Origin of the sequence: Streptomyces sp. NPDC127117, assembly GCF_042677325.1 — a bacterium.
In the GTDB taxonomy this organism is placed as follows: Bacteria; Actinomycetota; Actinomycetes; order Streptomycetales; family Streptomycetaceae; genus Streptomyces.
Window position 1 is genome coordinate 29,467 of sequence record NZ_JBHXTM010000029.1, and the last position, 26,557, is coordinate 56,023.

The following is a 26,557-nucleotide window of genomic DNA, read 5'->3' on the forward strand; positions in this document are numbered from 1 at the left end:
CGTGCCGGTCACACCCCCGGCCGATAGCCTGGTGCGTACAGCAGGCAGGAGACGAGTGCCCATGGGAACCCCGAACCCCCAAGGTTCCGTCATCGCGGTGGTCGCGCTCGGCGGGGCACTCGGGGCGTGCGCCCGCTACGGGGCGTCGCTGCTCTGGCCCACCGCCCCGGGCGGCTTCCCGTGGACGACGCTGGTCGTGAACGCCGTCGGATGCGCGGTGATCGGCGTCTTCATGGTGGTGATCAGCGAGGCGTGGACGGCACACCGGCTGGTGCGGCCGTTCTTCGGTACGGGGGTGCTCGGCGGCTTCACCACGTTCTCGACGTACGCGGTGGACATCCAGCGCCTGCTCGACGGTGGCCGTGCCCTCGCCGGGACGGCGTACCTGGGACTGACGCTGTTCGCGGCTCTCGCGGCGGTGTGGAGTGCGGTGTGGGCGACCCGCCGCGTGCTGGCCTGGAGGCAGTCATGACGACGCCGGGGACGGAACGGGGCCTGCGGCTGACGGTTCTCGTGGGCGAGTCCGACGGGTGGCACCACCGGCCGGTCTTCACGGAGATCGTGCACCGGGCGCACCTGGCCGGGCTGTCCGGTGCCAGTGTGTTCCGGGGCATCGAGGGCTTCGGCACCTCGTCGATGATCCACACCCAGCGGCTGCTCTCGCTGAGCGAGGACCTGCCGGTGGCGGTCGTGATCGTGGACACCGAGGAGCGGATCCGGGCGTTCCTGCCGCTCATCGGGGAACTGGTCGCGGACGGCGGAGTGGTCTTCCTGGACGAGTGCGAGATCGTGCGCTTCGGCGACGAGCGGGAGCGGGGCCGGTGAACTGGCTGCTGGTGATCGTCGGCGCGGCGGTCGGGGCGCCGCTGCGCTATCTGACCGACCGGGCGGTGCAGTCCCGCCACGACAGCGTCTTCCCGTGGGGGACCTTCACGGTCAATGTGTCGGGTTCGCTGATCCTGGGCCTGCTGACCGGTGCGGTGGCGGCCGGCGCCGCCTCCTCGCACCTGCAACTGCTGATCGGCACGGGGCTGTGCGGGGCGCTCACCACGTACTCGACGTTCAGCTACGAGACGCTTCGGCTGGCCGAGGACGGCGCGAAGTCCTACGCGGTGGCCAATGTCGTGGGGAGCGTGGCGGCGGGGCTGGGCGCGGCGTTCGCCGGGGTCGCGCTGGCGCGGGCGCTCTGGTCGTAGGGCCTGCGGCCCGGGAACGGTCGGCGTCCCCTGCCACCGCAATGCGAGGCGGAGGCAGGGGAACGCCGTTGGGGAGGAGCCGTCACCGAGCGCCGGGCGATTCAACCCGTTCCGCGCCGACAGCGGCCCGTCAGGCGCCGACGCTAGGCAACCCTCCGCGCGCCACTTCGGGCACCACGCCGGTGCGCGGCCCGGCACCACTCCAACGGCAGGCGCCCGGACCGTGGTGCCGTCACCCGGCCGGCGGCCTTGATCCACCGGCGCCCTCGGTGATTCGCTGCGTGAACCGCGTGAACCACGTGATCCGTACGCTCCACGAGCGAAACGAAGCGAAACGAGAGGTCCCCCGTGCCGGAAAGCAGCATCACCCCGCCGCCGCGCCCCGTCACCGTCGTCACCGGCGGCAGCCGGGGAATCGGCGCCGCGACCTGTGTCCGTCTGGCGGCGGACGGGCACGACCTCGCCCTGGGCTTCGTGAACAACGCCGAGGCCGCCGAGCGGACCGCGGCGGCGGTACGGGCCGCCGGGGCGCGCTGCGTCACGGTGCGGGTGGACACCGCCGAGGAGGCCGAGGTGGAGCGGCTCTTCGACACCGCGGCCGAGCAGCTCGGCCCGGTGACCGGGCTGGTCAACAACGCGGGCGTGACCGGCCCGCTCGGGCGGCTCGCCGACACCTCCGCCGAGACGCTGCGCCGCGTCGTGGACGTGAACCTCCTCGGCTACCTGCTCTGCTGCCGCCGGGCCGCGAAGGACATGGCGGCCGGCGGGGCGGGCGCGATCGTCAATGTCTCCTCGGCCGCCGCCACCCTCGGCAGCCCCGGGGACTTCGTCCACTACGCCGCCACGAAGGCGGCGACCGACGCGCTGACGGTCGGCCTCTCCAAGGAGCTGGGGCCCGACGGCGTCCGGGTCAACGCGGTCGCCCCCGGCATGATCGACACCGACATGCACGCCACGGCGGGCGACCCCGGCCGCGCGGACGCGGCCGTCCCCGGGATCCCGCTCGGCCGCGTCGGTTCCGCCCCGGAGATCGCGGCCGCCATCGCCTGGCTGCTGTCGGGCGAGGCGTCCTACGTGACCGGGACGGTCCTGCGGGTCGCGGGCGGGCGGTAACGCGGCTGCGCGGGCCGGGCCCGTCACAGGACCCCGGCCCCCGCCGTCCCGCACCCGCACCCGCACGCCACCACCACGGCCCCGCGCGCCCGGCACCGTGCGAATTCATGGAGCCTTCGCCCAACTGTGGCCCATACGGACCGGTTCCTCCCCCACCCCGCGGCTAGCTTGCAGACGATCACCCCCCGTTCGTCCCTACGCTCGCCCCCGCGGAGACATCAATGTGCAGCCCCCTCCACCAGCCCGACGGACCGCTCCTGCCCGGCGCGAGCCGTCGTACGTTCCTGCGGGCAACCGCGCTCACCGGTGCCGCCACCGCAGCCACGGGGCTCGCGTCCGCCACGCCCGCCGCGGCCCTTCCGCAGCACACCGAAGCCGTCGCGGCCGGTTGGCGGCCCGACCCCGAGAACCCCAGATTCACGCTCGTCGTCATGCCGGACACCCAGTACCTCTTCGACGGGGCGAGCATCGACAAGGCGCCGGTCGAGGCGTCGTTGCGTTACGTACTCGATCACGGGCGCGACGAGAACATCGTCTTCCTGTCCCATCTGGGCGACCTCACCGAGAGCGGCCAGTCAGGCGAATTCGCGGCGATCGGCGAGGCGTTCGGACTGCTCGACCGGCGGCGGGTCGGCTACAGCGTCGTCGCGGGCAACCACGACATCAAGTCCTCCACCGACGACCAGCGCGGCCGGACCCCGTACCTGGACACCTTCGGCCCGAAGCGCATGCGGCGCCTGCCGACGTTCGGCGGCGCGACCCCGGACGGGTACAACACGTACCACCTGTTCCGCGCCGCCGGGCGCGAGTGGCTGGTGCTGGCGCTCGACTGGCGGCCGTCGGCGGCCGGGCTCGCCTGGGCGAAGGACGTCATCGCCCAGCACCCCCGTACACCCGTCATCCTCACCACTCACGAGCTGGTGTACGCGAACGCGGACGGCGACCAGGCCGAACTCTCCGACCACGGACAGCATCTGTGGGACGAGCTGATCGCCGGGAACGACCAGATCTTCCTCACCCTCAACGGCCACTACTGGCCCGCCGGACGCACCACCCGCAAGAACACCGCGGGCAATGACGTCCATCTGCACATCACCAACTACCAGAACCGCTACTACGGCGGCAGCGCCATGATCCGCCTCTACCGCTTCGACCTGGCCAGGAACACCATCGACGTGGAGACGATCTCCCCGTGGGTCCTCGGCCGCGCGGGCGAACGGCTCAACGACCTGGAGCGCGGCGAGATCGAACTGACCGGTCCGCAGGACTGTTTCGCCGTCCCCATCGACTTCGAGAAGCGCTTCGCGGGCTTCGCGCCCGTACCCGTACGGGGCCCCCGCCCGGCGAAGCAGCTGCTGATACCGGGCACCGTCGCCTACTGGCGCTTCGACTCCCCTTCGCACCAGGACGGTTCCGCCGCCGACGCCGGCCTGCGCGTCCCCGACCTGTCCGGGCACCGCAACGACCTGGTGCGCGAAGCCGTCCCCGGCAGTGCGTCCGACGCGCTGCGCTGGTCCACCTCCCACCACCCCGACCAGCCCGGCCACGGCAGCCTCTACTTCGACGGCTCGAAGCCGCCGCTGCGGGGCGCGTATCTGCGCACGGAGAACAACGCGCCCCTCAACACCAAGACCTTCAGGGCCGGTTACACCATCGAGGCATTCCTCCGCCTCCCCGCCGACTGGGACGCCGGACGCAACGCCTGGGGCGCCGTACTCGGCCGCCGCGGCACGCTCGGGGCGGCCGGAAAGACCTCCGGCGACCCGGAGGAGCCCATCGCCACGCTCTCCGTGTCGGACGGCCCCGGGCTCCAGTGGGCGGCGGCGCCCCTGAACCAGCCGGGGGCCGTCACCAACTGGAGCCATGAGCTGCTGCGTGAACGGTGGTGGCACGTGGCGCTCGTCAACGACGGGAAGCACACGACGATGTACGTCGACGGCTGCGTGGTCGCCCGCAACCCCGCCACCCGCACCACCGGTCTCACCAGCCTGGGCCTGCCCTGGCTGCTCGGCGCCTATGAGTACGGGGGCAGGCTCGACCAGTTGATGCGTGGCTGGCTCGGCGACATCAGGATCGTCGAACGCGCCCTGCCCGTGAAGAACTTCATGATCGCCTGAGACCGGCCGGCACCCGGGCGACGGCCGGTCCGGGGATCGCGACGCCCGGGGTCACACCGCCCGGTTGGTGCGGCGCTGCTTCGCGGCGGCGCGCGCCTCCGCGGTGGGCACGTCCGAGCGGCGTGGCCGGCCCGCCTTCGTGGGGCGGCTCCCCTGGCCCCGGAAGGGCAGGCTCCTGGGGCGCTCCGTCGTCGGCGCGCTGCCGTCGACGGGGACGCCGGAGGGCTTCCTTGCCCCGGTGATCCGGCTCAGTTCGGCCTCGCCGGAGCGGACCTGGGCGATCTTCGGGGTGATCCCGGCGTCGGCCATCAGCCGGGTCATGTCCCGGCGCTGTCCCGGCAGCACCAGCGTGACGACGCTGCCGGACTCCCCGGCACGGGCGGTACGGCCGCCCCGGTGCAGGTAGTCCTTGTGGTCGCTCGGCGGATCGACGTTGACGACCAGGTCCAGGTTGTCGATGTGGATGCCGCGCGCCGCGACGTTCGTCGCGACCAGCACCGTGACCTGCCCGCTCTTGAACCGGTCCAGGGTGCGGGTGCGCTGCGGCTGGGACTTGCCGCCGTGCAGCGCGGCGGCCCGCACCCCGCTGCCGAGCAGATGGCCGGTGAGCTTGTCCACGGCGTGCTTGGTGTCCAGGAACATGAGCACCCGGCCCTCGCGGGCCGCGATCTCGGTCGTGGTGGCGTACTTGTCCGCGCCCTGCACATAGAGCACGTGGTGCTCCATCGTGGTCACGGCACCGGCCGCCGGGTCGACCGAGTGGACCACCGGATCGTGCAGATAGTTCCGTACCAGCTGGTCGACGTTGCGGTCCAGGGTCGCCGAGAACAGCATCCGCTGGCCCTGCGGCAGCACCTGGTCGAGCAGCTCGGTGACCTGCGGCATGAATCCCATGTCGGCCATCTGGTCGGCCTCGTCGAGGACCGTGACGCAGACCCGGTCCAGCCGGCAGTCGCGGCGCTCCACGAGGTCCTTGAGCCGGCCCGGTGTGGCGACGACGACCTCGGCGCCGGAGCGCAGCGCGGAGGACTGCCGGCCGATCGACATGCCGCCGACGACGGTGGCCATCCGCAGTTTGAGCGCGCGGGCGTACGGGGTGAGCGCGTCGGTGACCTGCTGGGCCAGTTCCCGGGTGGGGACGAGGATCAGGGCCAGCGGGCGGCGGGCGTCGGCCCGGTTGCCCGCGATCCGGGCCAGCAGGGCCAGGCCGAAGGCGAGCGTCTTGCCGGAGCCGGTCCGGCCGCGCCCCAGCACATCGCGCCCCGCGAGGGAGTTCGGCAGGGTGGCCGCCTGGATCGGGAACGGCGTGGTGACGCCCTCGGCGGTGAGCGCCGACAACAGCGGCTCGGGCAGCTCCAGCTCCGCGAAGGCGGAAATGGCGGGCAGCGCCGGGGTGATGGTTTTCGGCGGTGCGAACTCGCCCTGTACGGGGGCGGGCCTGCGGCTGCCGGAGCGGGGGCGGGAAAAGCGGTCGTTCGAACGTGCTGTGCGATCGCGGTCCATGCAGGACCCTTCCTCGATAGGGCGCGTATCGAGGAATTCGCTGCGGCGACGGGCGGCGCAGGAATCGCAAGAACGGGCCGTTGACAAGCCTGGACGAAGCCCGGCTGCGAAAAATGAGCCGCGCCGGAGTGGCTCGGGCGGGCGCCGGACCGCATGGACGGCAGCGGATCGGGGCCCGCACCCGAAGGTACGGGCCCCGATCGTGCAAGTCGTCGCAGCGCGTCGGCGCCGGAGCGGCCGGATCAGGCCGGGGTGATGTTCTCCGCCTGCGGGCCCTTCTGGCCCTGCGTGACATCGAAGTTCACCCGCTGCCCCTCCTGGAGCTCACGGAAGCCGGTGGCCGCGATGTTCGAGTAGTGGGCGAAGACATCGGGGCCGCCGCCGTCCTGCTCGATGAAACCGAAGCCCTTTTCCGCGTTGAACCACTTGACGGTGCCAGTAGCCATGTTCTGTCTCCTTCATGGGGGGCAGTTCCCGGGGAAACCGCACGGTGCGGATCCCACGTCGCCGCGATGATTACCCCATCCGGAAAAAGCACCGGAAAACACAGAAGCGCAGCCCCCGGCACATTGATCCGGGGAGCGCACTTGGAGTCTTGCGGGAACCACAACTGCAACTGCTTCCAGAATAGCACGGCGGACCCGTCCCGACAGGGTGAATAATTAAGGCCCGCCGGACTCGAATTCAACTCCGATTCAATTCCCGTCCAGCCACGACCCCGAATCCTATCCGGCTCGAATTGAAAATCGGGAAGGAAATCGCGTGAAATTCTTTTCGACCGGAAATCGGCAACCGCCCGACCGATCCGGGACGCCGCCGCGGCCCCGCCCCGGGACACGCCGCCCCGGGGGCCAGTTGATGACGGCCTGACCAGCAGTCATAATGTGGGTGTAGCCCTTCACGCATCCCCCGTCGTGAAGGGCTACACCCATGTCCGCACATCATGTATGTGCGCCATGCACCTTTTGTCCGTGGTGAATTCGCACGGAACCCGTCGATATCACGAGCAGGGGACTCCCCTCGTGGTCCCCTGCCCGTGTTTTTTCGAGTTAACAGTGACGTAGCGTGTTTACGCAAGCCCGTTCCCGTACCGCCTACCGCTATGAGGACGCCACGTCAGGGTTCGTTACAGTACGAGCCCGTTGACCGAATCGACGACCGTGAACGTTGATCGCACGGGGGCGGATACGTGGGGGACCGGATGGACAGCGCCGAGGAACGCACACCGGAGCTGCGGACGTTGCAGCAGAAGGTCGAGTACATGGTGGAGAAGACCTTCCCCGGCCAGAAGATCTCGGGGCGTTTCTTCGCGGACCTGGTCAAGGAACGCGGCGGATCCCTCTCGCACAGCTACTTCTCCAACATCCTGGCCGGGAAGGTCACCCAGCCGTCCGAGGACATCCTCAAGGCGCTCGGTCTGGGCTTCGGCGTGGACTGGCGGTTCTTCAAGGAGGAGTCCGAGGTCGTCGACGACGTGGTCGCCGGGCTCCAGTTCCTCGCGATGCGGCGTACGGGGGAGATCAGCGGGGTCGCCGGGCGCGGCCTCGACGAGGACGGTCTCCCGCCGGAGCTGCTGCAGTTCGCGCTCTCGCTGCTGGAGGACGCCAAGGGCCGGCAGGGCGCGGCCGACGGCGTCGTCCATGGCGAGCCGGAGAAGTAGACCGCCATGTCACTGCGCGAACTACGGAAGGAGTGCGAGGCGGGGCTCGCCGACCTGCCCATCCCCGCGCCGTTCTCCATCGACGCACTGGTGGCGAACATGGAGGCGGCCCGCGGCCGCACCATCGTGCTGCACGAGATGCCCGACCGGCTGGCCCGCGTCAACGCCGCCTGCGGGCTGCGGCTGAAGACCGGCGGGACCAGCTTCGTGCTCTACCGCCGCCGGCCGACCGCGTACCAGACCCAGCACGTCATCCTGCACGAGCTGTGCCACGAGTGGTTCGACCACGGCACCTCCCTCGATCCGGAACAACTGCGGCGGCTGCTGCCGGTCTTCGACACCTCGCTGATCACCCGGGTCCTCGGGACCGGCACCCCGCCGTCGCCGTCCCCGCCGTCCCCGCCCGCGCCGTCACCGGTCGTGGCCACGATCGCGGACGCGCTCCGGTCCGGGGACGGCACCGTGCAGGCCCGCGCGCAGTACGACACCCACGACGAGCGCATGGCCGAATTCGGGGCCTCGCTCATTCCCCGCATGGCCATGGACGTGACCAGCGACGACATGGTGGGACGGCTGGCCAACTCCCTGTCCCGCCCGGTCGCCAACCGCCGCCGGGGCCTGTTCCGCCGCTCCTGACACCGCACCTTTCCCCGTCTCCCCCACCCCGAGGAATCCGCCGTGACCCCGCTCGACCTCGCCGGCTATCTCATAGCCGTCCTGATGACGGCCGTCGCCCTGTGGCGCATGCCGGCTGCCCTTTGGGGCGACGAAGAAGACAAGCGCCGCCGGGCCCTGTGGGGCTGCTACGCGGGCTTCGCCGCCGCCCTGTGGACCAAGACCCGGGCCGTGCGCATCGCGCTCAACGACAGCGCCGTCACCGACCTCGCCGTACTGATCAAGCACTACACGGCGACGATCGCGATCCTGGCGATCCTCAGCTACATCGTCGCGATCTACGGCCAGTACCCCGACGGCGGAGCCGTCCCGCGCCACGTACGGTTCGCCCGCGCCATCCAGCAGGTGGCGACCAAGGCGTCGATCGCCACGCTGATCCTGCTGACGGTGCTGTTCTTCACCGTCGTCGACCGCTCCGTCCCCTCGGACCGCTTCGTCGCCGACCACGCGGGACAGTGGGGGGCCACGCTGTACATGAGCGTGTTCTACCTCTACTTGGGTGCCGCGTCCGCCGTCTGCGCCTACCAGTGGGCGCTGGCCACCGCCGGTGCCGGGATGCGCCATCTGCGGATCGGCCTCGGGATGATGACGTTCGCCATGTTCATCGGGGTCGGCTACACCGTCAGCCGGACCCTGTTCCTGTGGGTCAGCGCCATCGACACCCCGAGCGAGTCCTTCGCGCTCCGCTTCGACGAGATCACCGAGGCCGCGCAGGTGGTGCTGTTCGCCTTCTTCGCCGTGGGCGCCTCCATCCCCGCCCTCAGCAAGGGGCGGCGGCGCGCGAAGCTCTGGCGGGCCCAGGTCAAACTGCACGGCCTGTGGCGCGAGTTGATGACCGCGTTCCCCGAGCAGCCCTTCGACCCCCCGGCCTCGCTGGCCCGCGAACTCACCCGCTTCGACACCCCCGCGGACCTGCGTATCGACCGCTGGGCCGCCGACATCGCGGACGCGGTGGAGAAGCTGCGCCACTACGTGCCCGACACCCTGCTCCCGGCCGCGAAGAACGCCGCCGCGGACGGCACCGCGGACGCGGAGAAGGCGGGCCCGCTCACCGAGGCGTACTGGATCAAGGCGGCGCTCACCGCGAAGAACAGCGGGACGCCCGCCTCCACCGCCGCGGCGGTCGAGACCCAGCACGCCACCGACCAGGACGGCGAGGTGGCCTGGCTGGTCCGGGTCGCCACCGCCTACCGGACCGTCCCGCAGGACCGGGCGGCACAGGTGCTGGCAGCGGCCCTGCCGCCCGCCGCCCCCGGCCCGTCCACCGCGACCGCAGCGCCCCGCACGGCCTCCACCGAGGAGACAGCATGACCTCCCCCGACACGACCGACACCCCTGGCACCCCTGGCACCACCGACACCCCTGGCACCACCGACGCCCCCGGTGCCCCCGCGTCGCCGGACAACGCCACCGCGCGCACCGTCACCGACATCTTCCAGCCCCGCAACGTGCTGCTGATCGGCATGCTCGGCATCGGCCTGGCCGCCGCCGGCCACTGGACCGGACTGCTCTGGGGATTCCTCGGCGCCCTGTGCGCGGGCCTCATACCCGCCGGGTACATCGAATGGGAGCGCGGGCGCGGCACCTGGGGCGACCGCCATGTCGTCGACCGCACCAAGCGGGCGCCGATCTTCTTCGTGATCCTCGGCTCCATCGGCACCGGCTCGGTGGTGATGGTGCTGGGCGACGCCCCCACCGGCATCCTCGTGGCGATGCTCGCCCTGTGGGCGATGACCGTGGTCCTGCTGGCCGTCAACACGGTCTGGAAGATCTCGGTGGACGCCGCGGTCGCCTCGGCCGTCGTCGCCCTGCTCGCCGCGGTCCACTCGCCGTGGTGGCTGCTCGGCTATGCGATGACCCTCGCCGTGTGCTGGTCGCGGGTCGCGCTCGGGTACCACTCGGTGGCCCAGACGGTCGCCGGGGCGTCGCTGGGGGCCGCGACGGCGGGCGCGTTCCTGCTGATCTGACCCGTATCGGTGCGCACCGGGTGGTGACGGGAAACATCCGTTGAAACGGCCACCCGGACGGGTACAGGTTGCCCCGTGCCGAACTTCGAGATCACCACCGCGAGCGCCGACGACCTCACCATGCTGGCCGAATGGGCCCACGAGGAGAGCTGGAACCCCGGACTGACCGACCGTCACGCCTTCTTCGCCGCCGACCCGCGCGGCTTCCTGATCGGCCGCCTCGACGGCGAACCGGTGTCCTGCGTCTCGGTGGTCCGTTACGGCTCCGGCTTCGGCTTCCTCGGCTTCTACCTCACCCGCCCCCACCTGCGGGGCCAGGGTTACGGAATCCAGCTCTGGCGGGCCGGCATGGCGCGGCTGGACGGGCGCAACGTCGGCCTCGACGGGGTAGTGGCCCAACAGCCCAACTACCGCAAATCCGGCTTCCGTTCCGTGTGGACGAACATGCGCTACGAGGGCCTGCCGCCCGCCGATCCGCCCGCCCCGGCCGGCACCGAGCTGGTCGACGGCCGCTCCGTGCCCTTCGACCGGCTCGCCGCCTACGACCGCCGTTTCTTCCCCGCCGACCGCGACAGCTTCCTCGCGCCGTGGATCGCCCACCCCACCCGCACCTCGCTCGCCGCCGTCCGCGACGGCGAGCTGTGCGGCCTGGCCGTGCTGCGCCCCTGCCGTACGTCGTCCCGGATCGGCCCCGTGTACGCGGAGTCGCCCGAGCTGGCCGGCGCCCTGGTCGGCGCGGTGGCGGCGACCGATCCAGGCGTCCCGGTCGCGATCGACGTACCCGACGTCAACCCGGCGGCCGTACGCCTCGCCGAACAGCTGGGCCTCACCCCGTCGTTCGAGACCGCCCGGATGTACACGGGTCCGTCGCCCGACATCGACCACACCGGCCTGTTCGGCATCACCAGCCTGGAACTGGGCTAGGGGCGGCGGGCGGATCCGGCTCCTCCCCCGTGGGCCGGGTGCGGGAGGCCAGCACCGCGATGTCGTCCTCGGCCCCCGGACCGAACCGTTCCAGGACGTCGTCCAGCAGCTGCTCCAGGCTGCCGCCGGCCGGCAGGGTCAGCTCCTTGAGGCGGCCGACCGAGGCGTCGATGTCCTCGCCGCGCCGCTCGACCAGCCCGTCCGTGTACAGGAACAGCACCGTGCCCGGATCGAACTCCACCATCGTCGTCCGGTACCCGCCGAGCCCGGTGCCCAGCGGCGGCCCCACCATCATCTCGTCGCACACCCGGGCGCCCGCCCGGTGGTCGATCAGCACCGGCGGCAGATGCCCGGCGCTCGCGACCTCGCACGCCCCGCCGATCCGGTCGACGACGGCCAGCACGCAGGTCGCCGCCCGGTCCAGCCCGGACCGTTCGACCATCCGGTCCAGCTGTTCCAGGATGCGGTGCGGCGGCAACTCGTCGTCGGCGAGCATCCGCAGCAGGGAGCGGTAGTGGCTCATGGCGACCGCCGCCTCCACCCCGTGCCCCATCACATCGCCCATCGCCTTGAGGTGGCGCCCGTCCCGCAGCGGAATGACGTCGAACCAGTCGCCGCCGACCATCACGCTCCGGTCGGCCGGCAGATAGCGGGTGGCGATCTCGATGTGCGGGTGCGGCGGGCGCGGCTCGGACAGCAGGGAGCGCTGGAGCTCCAGGGCGATGGTGTGCTCGTGTGCGTACCGGCGGGCGTGGTCGAGATCGACGGCGGCCCGGCCGGCGAGTTCCCGGGCGATCACCACGTCCTCGTCCGTGAAGACCGGTGAGTCGCCCGCCCGGATCAGTCCGAGGATGCCGAGCGGGCCGCTGCGCACGGTGACGGGCACGATGACCGCCGAGTGCATCCCGAGGGCCCGGTAGGCGGCGAGCCGTTCCGGGCCGGGGGCGGAGCGGACGAGCTGTTCGTCGGTGGTGCGGTTCTCCACCACCGGCTGGTTGACCGCCAGACAGCGCTGTACGGCCGCGCCCTCCTGGTAGTCGATGTACTCGCCGGTCAGCCCGAAGCCGTCCAGCTCGTCGCGGAGCCCGGGCACCGCCCGCAGCGCCGCCCGCCGCAGCCGCAGCACCCCGGGCGGTGCGGGCCGGACCGGCGGGGCGACGTCGGGCGGGAACACCTCGACCGTGGCGAGGTCCGCCAGCCCCGGCACGACGAGGTCGACCAGTTCGGCGCAGGTGGTGTCCATGTCGAGCGTGGTGCCGATCCGGGCGGCCGCGGTGTCGAGCAGGTTCAGATGGCGCCGGGCCTGCTCCAGCTCGCGCTGTCCCTTGTCCGAGGCCATGACCTCCAGCACTATCCCGGCCACGCCGACGACCCGCCCGTCGAACTCCAGCCGGTGGTACGCGCCGTGCCAGTACCGCCGGACCGTGGCGGCCGCGGCGGTGAATCCGCTGGAGGTGATCTCGCGGGACTTCCCGTCGGCGAGCACCGCCCGCAGCATGTCCTCGCGCGCGTCGACCCCGGGCAGGACCTCGGAGAGGGTGCGTCCGAGGTGCTCGGCGGCCGGGATGCCGTTGAGCCGTTCGAGAGCCCGGTTGACGTAGAGGAAGCGCAGCCCGGTGTCGAGCACGCCCACCCCGGCCATGGTGCCGTCGACCAGCGCGGCCAAGGCGCGGGGGTCGAACGGCGCGGGGCCGTCGGCGTACGTATCGGCCTGCACGTCAACCTCCTGGGCGGGCGCGGACCACCCGCTGCCCGGCCCTCAATCGTCTGCCGCCCGCCCCCGCCGCGCATCCGCAGACCGGGCCGGTGGCCGCCGTGCGGGCGGGGTCACCTGCGTCCGGGCCGCCGCGTCAGGTGAGCGGGTGCGAGGTCCGGCCGGACGCCTCGTCGATCTCGTCGTGCGCCTTCGTCAGCATCTTCATCGCCAGTTCGTTGAGCGCTCTGGCTCCCGCGATCTCCTCTCCCACCCTCGGCTGGTCCTTGTCGGAGGGGTGGCGGCTCGCATATCCGTGAGCGCGCACCTCGGTACCGTCCGGAAGCCGGACCAGGGCGGCCGCGCGGGTGCGATGGGTGTCTTCTTCGAATTCCAGTTCGACATGCCACCCGACGGTTGTCATCACCATGACGATCACCTCCCTACCAGGGTGCGCCCGTTCCCCCACCCCTGCACCACGGCGCTCACAGCTGGTCCAGATCGAGGGTGCCGTCCACCGCCGGGGCGTCCGGCGGCAGTGCGAGGGCGGCCTCGACCGGGCCGGGGAGCGGGCCCAGCCCCAGCATTCCGGCGACGATCCGGGCCGTCAGCGCGTGCCACTGCCCGGCGCGCCGGAGCATCGCGTGGTCGCTGCCCCTGATCGCGACCAGACAGGAGCGGGCACCGGCCGGCCGGACGCGGGCGGTGAGCCGCTGGGAGGCGCGGGGGCCGGTGATCCGGTCGCGGGTGCTGTGCAGCAGCACGACATCGCGGCCCGCCAGCTGTTCGACCGGGTCGTCGGCCGGGCACCACGGGGCGAGGCCGACCACCCCGCGCACCAGCGGATGACCGGCCGCGCGGAGCGCGGCGCGGGCACCCATCGAGTGGCCGACCAGGACCACCGGGATCTCCCCGGCCTCGCGGCGCAGCGCGTCCAGGGCGCGTACGGCGTCGTGCAGCGGGTCCTCACGGGGACCGTTCCAGCCCCGGTGGGCGTAGTGGACGGTGCGTACGAGAACGCCGCCGGGGCCACCGCCGGTCGTCCCGGCGATGGACCGGGCGAAGGGCCGCATCCGTACGGCGGGCAGGTTCAGCGGACCCGGCGGCGGCGCGGCCAGGCCCGTCTCCGCACCGCCGTGCAGCAGGAGCACCGCAGCGGACGGGCCCACGGTGGACGGCGGTCGTGCCATGCGTACCTCCTGGTGCGGGGAGCCGGACCCGTACCGAGCATGCTGTACCGAGCACGCACGGAGAAAACCCGACAGCACCGGACCACGGAGGAAACGCCATGGCATCGTCACCGCGACTCGGCCTGATCGCACCGGACTTCACACTTCCCGGCGGTCTGCTCGACGGCGAGAACTTCGAACGCCGCGACTACACCCTGGCCGGGGCGCGCGGCCGTTGCGTGGTCCTCGCGTTCTACCCGGGCGACAACACGGCGGTCTGCACCAAGCAGCTCTGCTCGTACTCCTCGGGCCTGGAGGCCTTCGAGGAGCTAGACGCGGAGGTCTGGGGAATCAGTCCACAGGGTGTGGACAGCCATGAGTCGTTCGCCCGTGCCCACGGCCTGCGGATGCCACTGCTCGCGGACACCGGCCGGGAGACCGCCCGCGCCTACGGGGTCGCGGCGCCCGGGATCGGGGTGCGCCGCGCGGTGTTCCTCATCGGGCCCGACGGAGTGCTGCGCTGGAAGCACGTCGCGCTGCTCGGTGCCACGTACCAGTCGCTCGACAAACTGACGGAACAGCTCTCCGGCATCAAGAACGCGTAAAAGATTGCCGGAACCCGGCAATGCCCGTCGGTCGGTACGTATGGGATCATCCAGCCAGTTCGACGGAAATGTTCGGGGGATTTCGAAGATCGGGGAGGGTGACCAGGTGACCTTGTTTCTCGGTCTCGGCATTGCGGGAATCGTTCTGCTCGTGCTGTCCCTGATCTTCGACGGAGTCCTCGAAGGGCTCTTCGGGGGCGTACTGGACGGCCTGTTCGACGGCCTCCTGTCCCTCCCGGTCATCGCCGGGTTCCTCTCGATGCTCGGCTTCGGCGGAGCGATCGTGCTCGGCACCACCGGTGCCGGCACGGTCGTCGCGACCGCCGCCGGAGTGCTGGCCGGGCTCGTCGCGGCCTGGCTGACCTGGAAGTTCAGCCGGGCCCTGATGCGGGACCAGACCAGCGTCACACCGCGCAGCGACGATCTCGTGGGCACCTCCGGATCGGTCGTCACGGCCATCCCGGCCGGCGGCTACGGAGAGGTCCTGCTGCAACTCGCGGGCCAGACCGTGAAGCTGGCGGCGAAGAGCGCGACGCCGGTCGCACGCGGCACCGAGATCTGGGTGGAGTCCGCACTGTCGTCCACCTCGGTCGCGGTCCGCCCCGTAGAACGCTGAGCCCCGGCCGTCGAGCACTGAGCCCGACCCGTCGGCCGCCGAGTCCGACCCGTCGGGCACCGACCACCGCCCGAGCCGATCCACCGCGCCGCCACACCGCGGCGCACCGCCCGAAACCGAGCTGCCGTCCCCGCAGGGAGGCAGGGGGGACACCCATATGAGCCCAGTCGTGACCGCAGTCGCCGGAGTCGTCGTACTCCTGGTGCTGCTCGCCCTCGTCGTCATCACCCGCTACAAGGTCGCCGGGCCCAGCGAGGCGTTCATCATCACCGGCCGCCGCGGCAAGAAGTCCACCGACCCGGTGACCGGCCGCACCAGCATCGACAACAGCGGCCAGAAGGTCGTGGTCGGCGGTGGCGTCTTCGTCGTCCCGTTCGTCCAGCAGAAGTTCACCCTGGACCTTTCCAGCCGGCACATCCCGATCGCGGTGCGCGGCGCCGTCACCCTGCGCGGCGTGAAGTCCAACCTGGAAGGCGTCGCGATCGTCAAGGTCGGCGGCAGCGAGGAAGCGATCCGGGCCGCGGCCCAGCGGTTCCTCCAGCAGCAGGACGGCATCGTCGGCTTCACCCAGGAAGTGCTCTCCGGCGCGCTGCGCGCCATCGTCGGCCGGATGTCGGTCGAGGACATCATCCGTGACCGGGCCGCGTTCGCCGGGCAGGTCGCGGAGGAGGCCGAGGCCAGCCTCTCCGGCCAGGGCCTGATCCTGGACGCCTTCCAGATCCAGGACATCACCACCGAGGGCTCCTACCTGGAGGACCTCGGCCGCCCGGAGGCCGCCCGCGCCAAGCAGGAGGCCGACATCGCCGAGGCGATCGCCAAGCGGGCCTCCGAGCAGGCCCGGCTGAAGGCCGCCGAGGAGATCGCCATCGCCGAGCGGACCTTCTACCTCAAGCAGGCGGAGATCAAGGCCGAGACGGAGGCCGCCGCGGCCAAGGCCAACGCGGCGGGCCCGCTCGCCGAGGCGGCCCGTCAGCAGGAGGTCCTGGAGGAACAGGAGAAGGTCGCCCAGCGCCAGGCCGCACTGACCGACCGCGAGCTCGACACCAAGGTCCGCAAGCCCGCCGACGCCGCCCGCTACCAGGCCGAGCAGGAGGCCGAGGCCCGCCGGATCGCCCAGGTCAAGGAGGCCGAGGCGGACGCCGAGCGCTCCCGCCTGACCGGTCAGGGCGAGAAGCTGCACCGCTCGGCGCTCGCCGACGCCGTACGCATCGAGGGCGAGGCGGAGGCCGCGGCCATCGCGGCGAAGGGTGCGGCCGAGGCCGAGGCCATGCAGAAGAAGGCGGACGCCTTCGCGCAGTACGGCGACGCGGCCGTGCTCCAGATGCTGGTCGAGGTGCTGCCGCAGGTCGTCGCCAAGGCGTCCGAGCCACTGAGCGCAGTCGACAAGTTGACCGTGATCTCGACGGACGGCGCGAGCCAGCTGTCCCGCACCGTCACGGACAACGTCGCCCAGGGCATGGAACTCCTCAGCTCCACCACGGGAGTCGACATCGCCGCCCTGCTGAAGAACCTCAAGGGCTCGGGCTCCAGGGCGGGAGTCCCGGCCCAGCCGGAGCCCACCACCGCGTCCGGCGACCAGAACGGCAAGATCGAGATCACCGACTGATCCGGCGGACCGACTCTCCTACGTGCCCGGGTGGTTGCACACCATCCGGGCACGCCCATGTCCGGACCCGTCAGTCCGCGAGATCCACCCGCACCGTCAGCAGCTCCGTACCCACCGTCCGCACGACGGCGCTGTTGTAACGCGGCAGCGTCCTGAGCCGGGCGCGGGCGTCGTCCTGGGGCAGCGGATGTGCGATCCCGTCGTGCCAGCGCCCCGCGATGCGGACCCGGACCCGGGGGTCGGCCAGGATGTTGCGGATGTACTGCGACTTCTCGCCGAACTCCGAGACCAGCCAGAACTCCTGACCGGTACGCCGCCCGCCGACCGGCGTACGACGCGGCAGCCCGGAGGTCCGGCCCGTCGTCTCCAGCAGGATCTGTCCCGGGCTGCGTCTGGCGAGCGGATTGACGACGTGCCGCTGGAGCGCCGTGACCGCCCTGAACCTCAGATCCCGAAAGCCCGCCATCGCGTGTCCCTTCCGCCGGTGACCGTGAGCTTACGACCCTGCCACCGCATCGCGGACGCTACCGGGAGCGGGCGGGGCGGCGAAGCCGGGACCGGCCCCGTTTCCGCCCCCAGATCCGCGGCACTCACCCCGCGCCGAATCCACTCGGCAGCGATCTCGGCCGGCCCCCGCGCCTCCCGCACCCCGAGATGCGGCTGCGGATGCGCGTACCGCAACGGAAGTCGAAAGCACCGCCGGAACAAGCCGTTGCCCGGGCAGGACCGCCTCGACGCCGCGGGGCGAGAAGTGGCTCGGTGAACACCCGACAGAAGCGGTGCGGAAAATGTCGGGTGAGCGGGACCGGTGCCGCCGCACGATGAGGGCATGGACGACAAGACCTTGATATCCCGCTTCCTCCGCGACGGCTTCGTGAAGTTGGAGGGCGCCGTCGCCCCACGCGTGGCCGCGGACTGCGCGCGGCTGCTGTGGCGGGAGACGGGCTGCGACCCGGACGATCCGGCGACGTGGACGCAGCCCGTGCACCGGGTGCCCGGCATGGGGCAGGGGCCGTTCGCCGCCGCACCCAACTCCCCTTCCCTGCACCACGCGTACGACCTGCTCGTCGGCGCGGGACGCTGGGAACCGCGCTACTCGCTGGGCACGTTCCCGCTGCGCTTCCCGCACGAGGAGGAGCCGGACGACGCGGGCTGGCACATCGAGGGGAGCTACCTGCCGGAGGGCGAGAGCTGGTACTTCACAAACCTCCGCTCCCGGGGCCGGGCGCTGCTGATGCTGTTCCTGTTCAGCGAGGTCGGCGAGGAGGACGCCCCGACCCGGATCCGGGTCGGCTCACACCTCGACGTACCGAAGGTGCTGGAGAAGTACGGGGAGGACGGGGCGAGCGGGCTGACCCTCGCGCCCGACCTGGTGGCGGCGTCCGGTCACCGGCCACTCGCCCTCGCCACCGGGGCCCCGGGCGATGTCTTCCTGTGCCATCCGTTCCTGTTGCACGCGGCACAACCGCACCACGGGACGCGACCGCGCTTCATGGCCCAGCCACCCCTGATGCCGGCCGCACCGTACGAACTGGAGCGGGCCGACGGCGCGTACTCACCCGTGGAGATCACCATCCGCCGGGGCCTGGGCCGGAGCACCCCCGGTCCGGACGGGGACGGCACCGACTGCAACGCCGGGTAGACGAGCTTCGGCCGGTCCTGGCACCGGGCAGAGGACCTGAGCCGGGCAGCCAACGCCCGGTGATCGAGATCGGTTACGAAGCCCTCTACGGCGGTGAGGACTTCACGGCGAAGCCTCCACCGTTCCGACCTGGCCGATGCCGGATTCCGTCGCCCCGTCTCAGCGCTGCCTCACGCTGCTGCCTCGCTCGCGACCCGGGCCTCATGCAGTGCGAGAAGCTCGCGCAGGTCATGGGCGGTCATGACCTGCGCGAGGCGGCCGGCGATGGCCACGACCTGCGGCCAGCTGTCGGCGCGCAGGTATTCCGCATCAGCGTCGTTCGGGGCCTGTGCCCGGGCGGTTTCGAGCGCGGCACCGAGTTGCCGCATGAGTGTGACCTCTTCTTCGGTGCGCAGGCCGATGCCGAGGTACCGCTCGGGGTGATCGGCGTCGCAGAAGTCGTCGAACAGGGTGTGGAAGATGTGGTCCAGGTTCTCGAACGTGGACGGATCGAGCCACACGTCACGTTGCCAGGGCGGATTGGCCAGCGCCAGCACCGCCGGTACGAGATGGATCCGAAAGCGCGCTGTGATCAGCCTGTCGTCGTCCACCCGGCGGAGCCTAGCGGCCGTGCGCTCGGGCGGTGCCGCATTCCCGGGGCGCCCGTGACCGACACCGGATGCGACCGATCACCCTCCGGGACCGCCGTTCTCGACAGCGGAGCAGAGCGCTTCGCAGAACTGGTGGTCATCACCGAACTCCTCCGGAGCGCCGATCGCGGTGACAACCCGGAACTCGTTCCCTCGCCGCGGCCTCGGGCCTTCTTGGCCCGCCCGGCCCGGCGACGGTCGCCGGGGCTGCCGGGCCCTCGACTCTGCACCTGCCGTTAAAGTGCGATGTTTGTTCGATTCGCCGCAGGCGGAGGGGGAGGGGTCGTGAGCGCACAACTGAGGGATATCGCCGCAGAGTTGGCCGGGGTCTTGTGGCGGGAACATACCGTGTACCGGGAGCGGTCCGGCGGCGTGGTCATCCGGGGTGAGCATGTGCGACGGTGGATCAGCCTTGCTCCGACGGGCGGCCGGGGCGAGGCTCTCGTGCGCGTCGGGCGCATTCTGGACGGCGGTACCACCGCTCCGGCGCGCTCGGAGGCCGTGGTGCCACTGTCCGCCGGTACGGAGCTGCTTGCCGCGACCTGCCGTCGCCTGCTCGCCGAGGCGGCAGCCGATGTGGCGCCGGGCGCGCCGGGGCGGGCGGCGCCGGGGCGGTCCAAGCGGTCCAAGCGGTCCGGGAAGGCCGCGCGGCCCAGGGGCAGTGGGAAACACACCGGTTTCGCTTCATGGGTGATCCTCGCCTGCGTCGCCGGCGTGATCGCCCTGTACGTCTACACCGTCGCAAGGCGCGGCTGAGCAGCGACAAAGGGATGGATCAACCTGCCATGCAGGGAGGGGGCGAGTCGCAGCCGGGTGCGTTGCCGCAGCCCCTGTAGCACTGGAACGACAAGCAAGGCCCCGGCCTGAGGCCGGGGCCTTCGCCGTGGAGCGGGTGACGAGCATCCCACTCGCGCTTCGCGCCCGCCGGATGCGGTCCGGCAGCCCCGCACCCCGAAGACGGCGGAACCCTCCGGATAAGGTAATGCGGAGATAAAGAGATCACCAAGTGCGTCAAGAGCCGCCGCACCCTCGGGAGGAAGCCATGGGAACCCACCGCACCACGCTGCCCGGAGTCGGTGTGCAGTACGACTACACGACCGAGTCGGGACAGCACATTTCCGTCGTCGTCCACCACGACGGGCGGCGGTTCATCGGCTTCTACGACCAGGACGACCCTGATTCGTGCCTGCTCTCGGTACCCCTGACACCGCAGGAGGCCACCGGCCTCGCGCACCTCATCGACGCCGCGCCCATCGACGCGGTTCGCACCGAGGGCATCGACCTGGTGACCGAGCACATCCCGCTCGGAACGCGCTCGCCCTACGGCGGGCGGCTGCTCGGGGACACGAAGGCCCGGACCCGGACGGGGGCGTCGATCGTGGCGGTGCTGCGGACGCACAGTGCGCATCCGTCCCCCGGGCCGGACTTCCGGCTGGCAATCGGCGACACCCTCGTCGCCGTCGGTACGCGTGAGGGCGTCGACACGCTCTCCGAGATCATCGCGGAGGGCTGACCGTGCACGACACGACCGCACTGCTGGTGGAGCTCGGCTCCGTCATTCTGGGCCTCGGACTCATCGGACGGTTCGCCGGGCGGATAGGGCTCTCGCCGATCCCGCTCTACCTGCTGGCCGGGCTCGCGTTCGGCGAGGGCGGGCTGCTGCCGCTCGGGGCCAGTGAGGAATTCACCGCCGTCGGCGCCGAGATCGGCGTCATCCTGCTGCTGCTCCTGCTCGGCCTGGAGTACAGCGCCTCGGAGCTGGTGACCAGCCTCAAGACGCAGTACCCCTCCGGGGCCGTGGACTTCGTGCTCAACGCGACCCCGGGAGCCGTGGCGGCGCTGCTGCTCGGCTGGGGGCCGGTGGGCGCGGTCGCGCTGGCCGGGGTCACCTGGATCTCCTCGTCCGGGGTCATCGCCAAGGTGCTCACCGATCTGGGGCGGCTGGGCAACCGGGAGACGCCCGTCATCCTCGGCGTCCTGGTCATCGAGGACCTGTCGATGGCCGTCTATCTGCCGCTGCTCACCGCGATGCTCGCGGGCGTCGGCCTCGCAGGGGGCAGCATCGCCCTGCTCATCGCGCTCGGCACCGTCGGGTTCGTGCTCTACCTGGCGCTGCGGCACGGCCGGCTCATCAGCCGGGCCGTGTCCTCCGACAACCCGGAGATGCTGCTCCTGGTCGTGCTCGGGCTGACCGTCCTGGTGGCCGGGGTGGCGCAGGAGTTGCAGGTGTCCGCCGCCGTCGGCGCGTTCCTGGTCGGGATCGCGCTCTCGGGCGAGGTCGCCGAGGGCGCGCGCAAGCTGCTGACGCCGCTGCGCGACCTGTTCGCCGCCGTCTTCTTCGTGTTCTTCGGGCTCTCCACCAACCCGGCCGAGATCCCGCCGGTGCTGCTCCCCGCGGCGCTGCTGGCGGTCGTCACCGTATTCACCAAGATCGCCACCGGGTGGTACGCGGCCCGGCGGGCCGGAATCGGTTCGCGCGGGCGGTGGCGGGCCGGCGGCACGCTCGTCGCACGCGGCGAGTTCTCCATCGTCATCGCCGGGCTGGCCGTGGCGACCGAGCCCCGGATCGGGCCCATCGCCACCGCGTACGTCCTCATCCTCGTCATCGTCGGACCGCTGACCGCCCGATGGACCCAGCCTGTCGTGGCGAAGATCCAGGCGTGGCGCGGCCAGGACAGCGGCGCCGGCAAGGGCGGCGGCACCGGCAAGGGCGGCGGCACCAACAAGGGCGGTGGCGAGGTCCCCGCGGCGCGTCCGGCGCCCGCCGCCCAGGGGGAGCTCGCGCCCGACCGGCTCTGAGTTCAGTCGTCGTGGCGGGCGGGCAGTTCGGGCGTCCAGCCCAGCGGGTACGCGTCCGTGCCGCCCCCCGGCACGGACGGCTCGCCGCCCGCCACGGTGAACGCGGTCAGCGCGTCGACCAGGGCGGCGCGCTGCTCCGGGGCGAGGCGCTCGACGATCCCCGCGATCTCCCGGCGCCGGCCCGCCGTGACGTCCTCGACCAGCCGGCGGCCCCCGGGGGTGACCCGCAGCACCGTCTCCCGGCGATTGGCGGGGTTCACCCGCCGCTCGGCCAGGCCCGCGGCGATCAGCCGGTCCAGCATGCGCATCGCGGTCGACGGGTTCACCCCGAGCCGTTCGGCGAGCGTCACGAGTTTGACCTCGTCATGTGTGGAAAGCACTACCAGAAGCCGGAACTGGGGCAGTGTCACCCGGTCCTCCACCGCGGACAGCGAGCGGGCCGAGACGGCGACCAGCAGCCTGGAGGCCGTCAGCACGGCACGGGTCACCTCGTCGACGTCGTCCCTGCTCCGGTCCGGGGACCGTTCCTCGGATGCCTGTTCGTGCGCGGCCATGCCCCTTTGTACCGTGCCGGTCCGCAGGACTCGAATCGGTTCGGGACCTGGGCACCCGGTACGGGACATGGGCACAGGACGGTGGCACAAACCTTTGGACTATGCAACGTTTGCATGGTGACGCCACAGCTCCCCGACCCAGCCGAACCGCACCGCCCTCCCCCGCCGACCGGCTGGCGGCGCACGGCCGCCCGGCTCCCGTCGCATCTCTTCCGGATGGGGCTCGGACCGCTGTTCCGGGGGCGGTTGCTGCTGCTCGTCCACACCGGCCGGGTCTCCGGTCTCGCCCGGCGCACCACGGTCGAGGTCGTCGAGTCGACGGTGGCGGACGAACGGCGCTGCTGGACCGTCGCGTCCGGATTCGGGCCCGGCGCCGACTGGTACCGGAACCTGGCCCGTACCCCGCAGGCCACCGTGCAGGTGGGCCGCCGGTTCCATGTGGTGACCGCGCGGTTCGTACCGGCCGAGGAGGGCGGCGAGCTGATGGCGCGGTACGCGGCACGGCACCCCGGACTCGCGCGCCGGCTCTGCGCGTACCTGGGCCACGAACCCGACGGAAGCGCGGAAGGCTACCGGCGGGCCGGCGAGTCCATCCCCTTCGTACAGCTCATAGCGGGGTCGCCGCGCGCAGGATCCCCACCAGCGTCACGGCCGCGTTGAGCGAGGACAGCGCCGAGGCGGCCGTGCCGACCGTCGCGACCAGCGCCGCGAGTGCCACGTGCGCGGACGACGGCGGCCACAGCCGGACCGGCGGCACCGGGGCGAGCAGGGCCGCCACCCGTCGCGGCACGGGGCCCGCCGGGGCCGCGAAGGCCGCGAGACCGGCCGAGACGTCCGGCGCCCGGTGCGAGTACAGCGCCGCCTTGCCCACCGCGACCGCCACCACCCGCCGGTCGCCGACCGCGCACGCGGCCTCCTCGTCCGCCCACCGCTCGGTGCTGAACGACACCGCGGTGCGCAGCGGCAGCAGGAACGGGTTGGCGCGCGCCGCGAGTTGGGCGGCCAGCAGATAGCGGTGGTGCCGGCCGGCCAGATGGGCCCGCTCATGGGCGATCAGGGCCCGCCGCTCACGGGCGTCCAGGCACTCGGCCATCGCGGTCGAGACGACGACCCGGCCCGGACCGCCGGGCAGCGCGTAGGCATACGGCTCCGGGTCCGGGAGCAGCGCGACATCGCCGGAGACGACGGAGGGCGCGGCGGCCAGCGCACGGCCCGCCCGGACGCGCAGCCGGACATGGCGGAACACCGTCCAGCCGCACGACGCGAGCACCGCAGCCAGCGCCCCGATCGCGACGATGCCCGCCTTCACCTCGTACGGCACCGCGTCCCGCACCTCCTGGTCCGACCAGCTGTCCGGCAGCGGGTTGCCCGGGAGCTGCGCGGTGCCCACCACCATCAGCAGGCCCAGGCAGAGCGTGCTGCACAGGGCGAGCAGCGCGCCGACGACGGCGAGCAGCCGGGTCGCGCTGCGGGGGTGCAGATGCTGTTCGGCCAGGCGCGCGATCGGCAGCGCGGTCAGTGGCAGTACGAGTGGCAGGCAGACGAAGACACCCATCGGTGGGCTACAGGCCTTCCGTGTCACAGGGGTTGCCGGGATCGTCCGGGGCGGCGGCCCGCGCGAGCAGGGCGCGCAGGCGTTCCTCGTCGCCGGGGGAGAGCGCTGAGATGAAGCGGGCGAGCACGGCGTCACGGTCGCGTTCGCCGTCGAGCACCCGGCGCATCCGCAGGGCGGCGAGACCGGCCTCGTCGGAGGCGGACGTCCAGGTGTACGAGCGGCCCTCGCGGGACCGGGTCACGGCCTTCTTCTCGTAGAGGCGGGAGAGGATCGTGATGACGGTGGTGTACGCGAGGTCGCCTTCGAGGTGCTCCTGGACCCAGCCGGCCGTCGCGGGGCCGTTCGCCGAGTGCAGCACGGCGAGGACCTGGGCCTCCAGTTCGCCCTGCCCGCGCCTGCGCAGCCGCCGGCTTCCGGAATGCTCGCCGCCGCCGGGGCGCGCCACGCCGGGCAGCGGTTCGGCGCCGGGCAGTGGTTCGGCGCCGACGGGCACTCCGCCGCGTGGTGGTTCGTTGTCCGGGTGGTGGCCGGGCCTGGCCGAGTCCATCGGGGGTCCGCCCTTCTGCGATGCCGCGTCGGCCGCGACGTCGCAGCATCCTACTTACCGCCGTTTCCGGAACACAGCAACCGCCCCTGCTGCTAACTTCTACACGTCTGTAGAGTTGGACTTCATCCGGCAACGCAACGCAAGCAACGTATGGAGACGTCATGGCACTGTGGGATCGGATCAAGGAATCCGCTTCGTCGATGCAGTCGCAGCTGGAAGCCAAGAAGAACGACCTGAAGAGCGGGGCTTTCCGCGACGCGAGCATGGCGATGTGCGCCCTTGTCGCCGCTGCCGACGGTTCCATCGACCCGTCCGAGCGCCAGCGCGTCGCCTCGCTGATCGCCTCCAACGAGGTCCTGCAGAACTTCCCGGCGGACGACCTCCAGCGCCGCTTCAACGACTACGTGAACAAGCTCACCGCCGACTTCGCCTTCGGCAAGGTCAGCGTGCTCCAGGAGATCGGCAAGGCGAAGAAGAAGCCCGCCGAGGCTCGTGCCGTCATCCAGATCGGCATCGTCATCGGCGGCGCCGACGGCGACTTCGACAAGTCGGAGCAGGCCGTCGTGCGCGAGGCGTGCTTCGCGCTCGACCTCCCGCCGCACGAGTTCGACCTGTAGGTCTCCCCCTGTCCGCCGGACCGGCACTGCCCGGCCCGGCGTCCCGGACCGCCGGAACAAGCGCCGCCGACTGACCACCGGCCGGCGCCCGGCAGGCCGGGGATGCGCTACTCCCCCCCCCTGCGCATCCCCGGCCACTCTCTTCTCCGGGGCCCGCCATCAGATCCCTCCGGGCCCCGCGGCCGGGTCACACCTCCTTGGCCGGCCAGTCCAGCAGCCGTGCGCCGATGACCGCCGTCTGCAGGGTGTAGCGGTGCAACGGGTCGGACGGATCCGAACCGGTCAGCTGATGGATCCGCTCCAGCCGGTAGGTCAACGCCCGTACGCTCAGCGACAGCCGGCGGGCCGTCTCCGCGGCCACACAGCCCGCGTCGAAGTAGACGGCGAGCGTCTTCAGCAGGGGTTCGGCACCGCCGCGGGCCTGCTGGAGCGGGCCCAGCTCGCTGCGGACCAGATCGGCCATCGCCTGCCGGTCGCGGGTCAGCACCGGATAGACCAGCAGATCGGCGGCGTACAGCACCGGATCGTCCAGATCCAGCCGCTCCGCGAGATCCAGCGCGTCCAGCGCCTCGTCGTAGGAGTGGACCACGCCGCCGGGCCCCTGGTGCGGACGGCCCACCGCGACCCGGCCGCCGTCGGTCGCCGCGTGCGACTGCTTGGCGAAGTACCGCAGGACGTCGGGCTGGCTGCCGGGGGCGATGCAGACCAGCCGCCCGTCCTTCGTCGTGAGCAGGATCTTCCGGCCGCCGAACCGGGCGAGCAGCGCCGCCTCGACCGTGCGCGGCACGGAGTCGGTCTCCGTGTACGCCTCCGGGCCCGTCGCCACCGCCACCGCGTGCGCGCGGGAGAGCCGCAGCCCGAACCGGGTGGCCCGCTCGGCGAGCCGGCCCAGATCGCTGCGCCCGTACAGCAGATCGTCGATGAACTCGCGCCGCGCCGCCTCCTCGCGCCGCACGGTGATCCGCTGGGCCCGCTCGAAGCCGTCCGCGAAGGCGTCCACGGCCTGCTCGACGGCGGCCAGCACCGAATCCGTGGCCGCGCCGTCGGCCACGGTGAGCGGCCAGGCGGTACGGGTCGCCGCGATGTGACGGACGACCAGGGCGCGCAGCTGGAATCCGGACTCGGCGGCCTCCCTGCCCAGGAGGCGGCGGTCGTCCAGCTCGTCCCGGGTGAGCCGGCGGCCGGTGGCGGCCACATCGGCCAGGATGCGGTCATACCCCGCCAGAAGGTCATCGGGGATCTCCGGCTCCGGCACGCGTTCTCCTCACAATCCTGTCGCAACGTTGACACTCACCCAACGCATACCGCCTGGTGCCGGTGCCCGGCATCAAGGAAGAGCAAAGATTGCCGGATTCCGGCAGTGCGATCCC

General features: G+C 71.8%; 30 protein-coding genes. 19 read left to right on the plus strand and 11 right to left on the minus strand.

The annotated features are described in order from the left end of the window. The first annotated feature begins 61 nt into the window (after positions 1-61). From ACFVH0_RS24540 to ACFVH0_RS24560, 5 genes are all read left to right on the plus strand, one after another. A complete protein-coding gene (locus tag ACFVH0_RS24540) occupies positions 62-472 on the plus strand; it encodes a fluoride efflux transporter FluC (RefSeq protein WP_385823346.1) in 411 nt (136 codons plus the stop codon). Then, positions 469-825 (plus strand): DUF190 domain-containing protein, encoded by a 357-nt coding sequence (locus ACFVH0_RS24545; RefSeq protein WP_385823347.1) that lies wholly within the window; start codon positions 469-471, stop codon positions 823-825. Before ACFVH0_RS24540 ends, ACFVH0_RS24545 begins: the two co-directional genes overlap by 4 nt. Further along, positions 822-1,196, plus strand: coding sequence for a fluoride efflux transporter CrcB (gene crcB, locus ACFVH0_RS24550; RefSeq protein WP_385823349.1), 375 nt, complete (start codon positions 822-824; stop codon positions 1,194-1,196). The genes ACFVH0_RS24545 and crcB overlap by 4 nt, the downstream gene beginning before the upstream one ends. Positions 1,197-1,544: 348 nt before the next feature. Then, positions 1,545-2,309 carry an SDR family oxidoreductase gene (locus ACFVH0_RS24555; RefSeq protein ID WP_385823351.1) on the plus strand — a complete coding sequence of 255 codons (765 nt, stop codon included), beginning with the start codon at positions 1,545-1,547 and terminating at the stop codon, positions 2,307-2,309. A 221-nt stretch (positions 2,310-2,530) separates the two neighbouring features. Beyond that, positions 2,531-4,426: a LamG-like jellyroll fold domain-containing protein gene (locus ACFVH0_RS24560; protein WP_385823353.1), complete on the plus strand. Its 1,896-nt coding sequence runs from the start codon at positions 2,531-2,533 to the stop codon at positions 4,424-4,426. 51 nt (positions 4,427-4,477) lie between these two features. On the opposite strand, the gene ACFVH0_RS24565 is transcribed toward ACFVH0_RS24560, so the two are convergent. Further along, the gene (locus tag ACFVH0_RS24565) at positions 4,478-5,929 is read right to left on the minus strand and encodes a DEAD/DEAH box helicase (RefSeq protein WP_385823355.1); all 1,452 of its coding nucleotides are present in this window, start codon (positions 5,927-5,929) and stop codon (positions 4,478-4,480) included. A 242-nt stretch (positions 5,930-6,171) separates the two neighbouring features. Then, on the minus strand, positions 6,172-6,375 hold the full coding sequence (locus ACFVH0_RS24570) for a cold-shock protein (protein WP_093547863.1): 204 nt from the start codon (positions 6,373-6,375) through the stop codon (positions 6,172-6,174). A 755-nt stretch (positions 6,376-7,130) separates the two neighbouring features. On the opposite strand from ACFVH0_RS24570, the gene ACFVH0_RS24575 reads away from it, so the two are divergent. The 5 genes from ACFVH0_RS24575 (at position 7,131) to ACFVH0_RS24595 (ending at position 11,155) form a co-directional block, all read left to right on the plus strand. Next, positions 7,131-7,589 (plus strand): hypothetical protein, encoded by a 459-nt coding sequence (locus ACFVH0_RS24575; RefSeq protein WP_385823358.1) that lies wholly within the window; start codon positions 7,131-7,133, stop codon positions 7,587-7,589. Positions 7,590-7,595: 6 nt separating this feature from the next. Next, the gene (locus tag ACFVH0_RS24580) at positions 7,596-8,225 is read left to right on the plus strand and encodes a toxin (protein ID WP_385823360.1); all 630 of its coding nucleotides are present in this window, start codon (positions 7,596-7,598) and stop codon (positions 8,223-8,225) included. 42 nt (positions 8,226-8,267) lie between these two features. Continuing rightward, positions 8,268-9,575 (plus strand): MAB_1171c family putative transporter, encoded by a 1,308-nt coding sequence (locus ACFVH0_RS24585; RefSeq protein WP_385823362.1) that lies wholly within the window; start codon positions 8,268-8,270, stop codon positions 9,573-9,575. Further along, positions 9,572-10,231, plus strand: coding sequence for a hypothetical protein (locus ACFVH0_RS24590; RefSeq protein WP_385823364.1), 660 nt, complete (start codon positions 9,572-9,574; stop codon positions 10,229-10,231). Before ACFVH0_RS24585 ends, ACFVH0_RS24590 begins: the two co-directional genes overlap by 4 nt. 75 nt (positions 10,232-10,306) lie before the next feature. Further along, positions 10,307-11,155, plus strand: coding sequence for a GNAT family N-acetyltransferase (locus tag ACFVH0_RS24595; protein ID WP_385823365.1), 849 nt, complete (start codon positions 10,307-10,309; stop codon positions 11,153-11,155). On the opposite strand, the gene ACFVH0_RS24600 is transcribed toward ACFVH0_RS24595, so the two are convergent. The 3 genes from ACFVH0_RS24600 to ACFVH0_RS24610 all read right to left on the minus strand — a co-directional run bounded on the left by ACFVH0_RS24600 (position 11,133) and on the right by ACFVH0_RS24610 (position 14,038). Then, a complete protein-coding gene (locus ACFVH0_RS24600) occupies positions 11,133-12,872 on the minus strand; it encodes a SpoIIE family protein phosphatase (RefSeq protein ID WP_385823367.1) in 1,740 nt (579 codons plus the stop codon). The genes ACFVH0_RS24595 and ACFVH0_RS24600 overlap by 23 nt on opposite strands. Before the next feature lie 133 nt (positions 12,873-13,005). Beyond that, positions 13,006-13,278, minus strand: a complete 273-nt coding sequence (locus ACFVH0_RS24605; RefSeq protein ID WP_385823369.1) for a DUF1876 domain-containing protein — start codon at positions 13,276-13,278, stop codon at positions 13,006-13,008. A 55-nt stretch (positions 13,279-13,333) separates the two neighbouring features. Beyond that, the gene (locus ACFVH0_RS24610) at positions 13,334-14,038 is read right to left on the minus strand and encodes an alpha/beta hydrolase (protein ID WP_385823371.1); all 705 of its coding nucleotides are present in this window, start codon (positions 14,036-14,038) and stop codon (positions 13,334-13,336) included. Positions 14,039-14,136: 98 nt separating this feature from the next. Here ACFVH0_RS24610 and ACFVH0_RS24615 point away from each other — a divergent pair, with 98 nt between their 5' ends. From ACFVH0_RS24615 to ACFVH0_RS24625, 3 genes are all read left to right on the plus strand, one after another. After that, on the plus strand, positions 14,137-14,622 hold the full coding sequence (locus ACFVH0_RS24615) for a peroxiredoxin (protein ID WP_385823373.1): 486 nt from the start codon (positions 14,137-14,139) through the stop codon (positions 14,620-14,622). Between the two features lie 106 nt (positions 14,623-14,728). Beyond that, entirely contained in the window at positions 14,729-15,238 is a 510-nt protein-coding gene (locus tag ACFVH0_RS24620; RefSeq protein ID WP_385823375.1) for a hypothetical protein, read from the plus strand. A 157-nt stretch (positions 15,239-15,395) separates the two neighbouring features. Further along, complete coding sequence (locus tag ACFVH0_RS24625) at positions 15,396-16,844, plus strand: flotillin family protein (RefSeq protein WP_385823377.1); 1,449 nt, start codon at positions 15,396-15,398, stop codon at positions 16,842-16,844. Between the two features lie 70 nt (positions 16,845-16,914). Here ACFVH0_RS24625 and ACFVH0_RS24630 read toward each other — a convergent pair whose 3' ends face one another. After that, positions 16,915-17,310: a nitroreductase/quinone reductase family protein gene (locus ACFVH0_RS24630; RefSeq protein ID WP_385823379.1), complete on the minus strand. Its 396-nt coding sequence runs from the start codon at positions 17,308-17,310 to the stop codon at positions 16,915-16,917. Positions 17,311-17,673: 363 nt separating this feature from the next. Here ACFVH0_RS24630 and ACFVH0_RS24635 point away from each other — a divergent pair, with 363 nt between their 5' ends. Next, positions 17,674-18,486, plus strand: a complete 813-nt coding sequence (locus ACFVH0_RS24635; RefSeq protein WP_385823381.1) for a phytanoyl-CoA dioxygenase family protein — start codon at positions 17,674-17,676, stop codon at positions 18,484-18,486. A 170-nt stretch (positions 18,487-18,656) separates the two neighbouring features. On the opposite strand, the gene ACFVH0_RS24640 is transcribed toward ACFVH0_RS24635, so the two are convergent. Beyond that, positions 18,657-19,076 (minus strand): hypothetical protein, encoded by a 420-nt coding sequence (locus ACFVH0_RS24640; RefSeq protein WP_385823383.1) that lies wholly within the window; start codon positions 19,074-19,076, stop codon positions 18,657-18,659. 324 nt (positions 19,077-19,400) lie between these two features. Between ACFVH0_RS24640 and ACFVH0_RS24645 the strand changes: the two genes are divergently transcribed. The 3 genes from ACFVH0_RS24645 to ACFVH0_RS24655 all read left to right on the plus strand — a co-directional run bounded on the left by ACFVH0_RS24645 (position 19,401) and on the right by ACFVH0_RS24655 (position 21,914). Continuing rightward, on the plus strand, positions 19,401-19,871 hold the full coding sequence (locus ACFVH0_RS24645) for a hypothetical protein (protein ID WP_385823385.1): 471 nt from the start codon (positions 19,401-19,403) through the stop codon (positions 19,869-19,871). 286 nt (positions 19,872-20,157) lie between these two features. Beyond that, entirely contained in the window at positions 20,158-20,628 is a 471-nt protein-coding gene (locus ACFVH0_RS24650) for a cation:proton antiporter regulatory subunit (protein WP_124719734.1), read from the plus strand. A gap of 2 nt (positions 20,629-20,630) precedes the next feature. After that, positions 20,631-21,914 (plus strand): cation:proton antiporter, encoded by a 1,284-nt coding sequence (locus tag ACFVH0_RS24655; RefSeq protein ID WP_385823387.1) that lies wholly within the window; start codon positions 20,631-20,633, stop codon positions 21,912-21,914. 2 nt (positions 21,915-21,916) lie between these two features. Here the strand turns inward: ACFVH0_RS24655 and ACFVH0_RS24660 are convergent, their stop codons facing one another. Continuing rightward, complete coding sequence (locus ACFVH0_RS24660) at positions 21,917-22,468, minus strand: MarR family winged helix-turn-helix transcriptional regulator (protein ID WP_385823389.1); 552 nt, start codon at positions 22,466-22,468, stop codon at positions 21,917-21,919. Positions 22,469-22,582: 114 nt separating this feature from the next. Here ACFVH0_RS24660 and ACFVH0_RS24665 point away from each other — a divergent pair, with 114 nt between their 5' ends. Next, positions 22,583-23,128 carry a nitroreductase family deazaflavin-dependent oxidoreductase gene (locus tag ACFVH0_RS24665; RefSeq protein ID WP_385823391.1) on the plus strand — a complete coding sequence of 182 codons (546 nt, stop codon included), beginning with the start codon at positions 22,583-22,585 and terminating at the stop codon, positions 23,126-23,128. Here ACFVH0_RS24665 and ACFVH0_RS24670 read toward each other — a convergent pair. Both ACFVH0_RS24670 and ACFVH0_RS24675 read right to left on the minus strand, forming a co-directional pair. Next, positions 23,076-24,023, minus strand: a complete 948-nt coding sequence (locus ACFVH0_RS24670) for a M56 family metallopeptidase (RefSeq protein WP_385823393.1) — start codon at positions 24,021-24,023, stop codon at positions 23,076-23,078. The genes ACFVH0_RS24665 and ACFVH0_RS24670 overlap by 53 nt on opposite strands. Positions 24,024-24,030: 7 nt before the next feature. Further along, positions 24,031-24,468: a BlaI/MecI/CopY family transcriptional regulator gene (locus ACFVH0_RS24675; protein WP_385823472.1), complete on the minus strand. Its 438-nt coding sequence runs from the start codon at positions 24,466-24,468 to the stop codon at positions 24,031-24,033. 263 nt (positions 24,469-24,731) lie between these two features. Here ACFVH0_RS24675 and ACFVH0_RS24680 point away from each other — a divergent pair, with 263 nt between their 5' ends. Further along, a complete protein-coding gene (locus ACFVH0_RS24680; RefSeq protein ID WP_093899464.1) occupies positions 24,732-25,187 on the plus strand; it encodes a tellurite resistance TerB family protein in 456 nt (151 codons plus the stop codon). Between the two features lie 187 nt (positions 25,188-25,374). Here ACFVH0_RS24680 and ACFVH0_RS24685 read toward each other — a convergent pair whose 3' ends face one another. Further along, positions 25,375-26,442 (minus strand): PucR family transcriptional regulator, encoded by a 1,068-nt coding sequence (locus ACFVH0_RS24685; protein WP_385823395.1) that lies wholly within the window; start codon positions 26,440-26,442, stop codon positions 25,375-25,377. Positions 26,443-26,557: the final 115 nt, after the last annotated feature.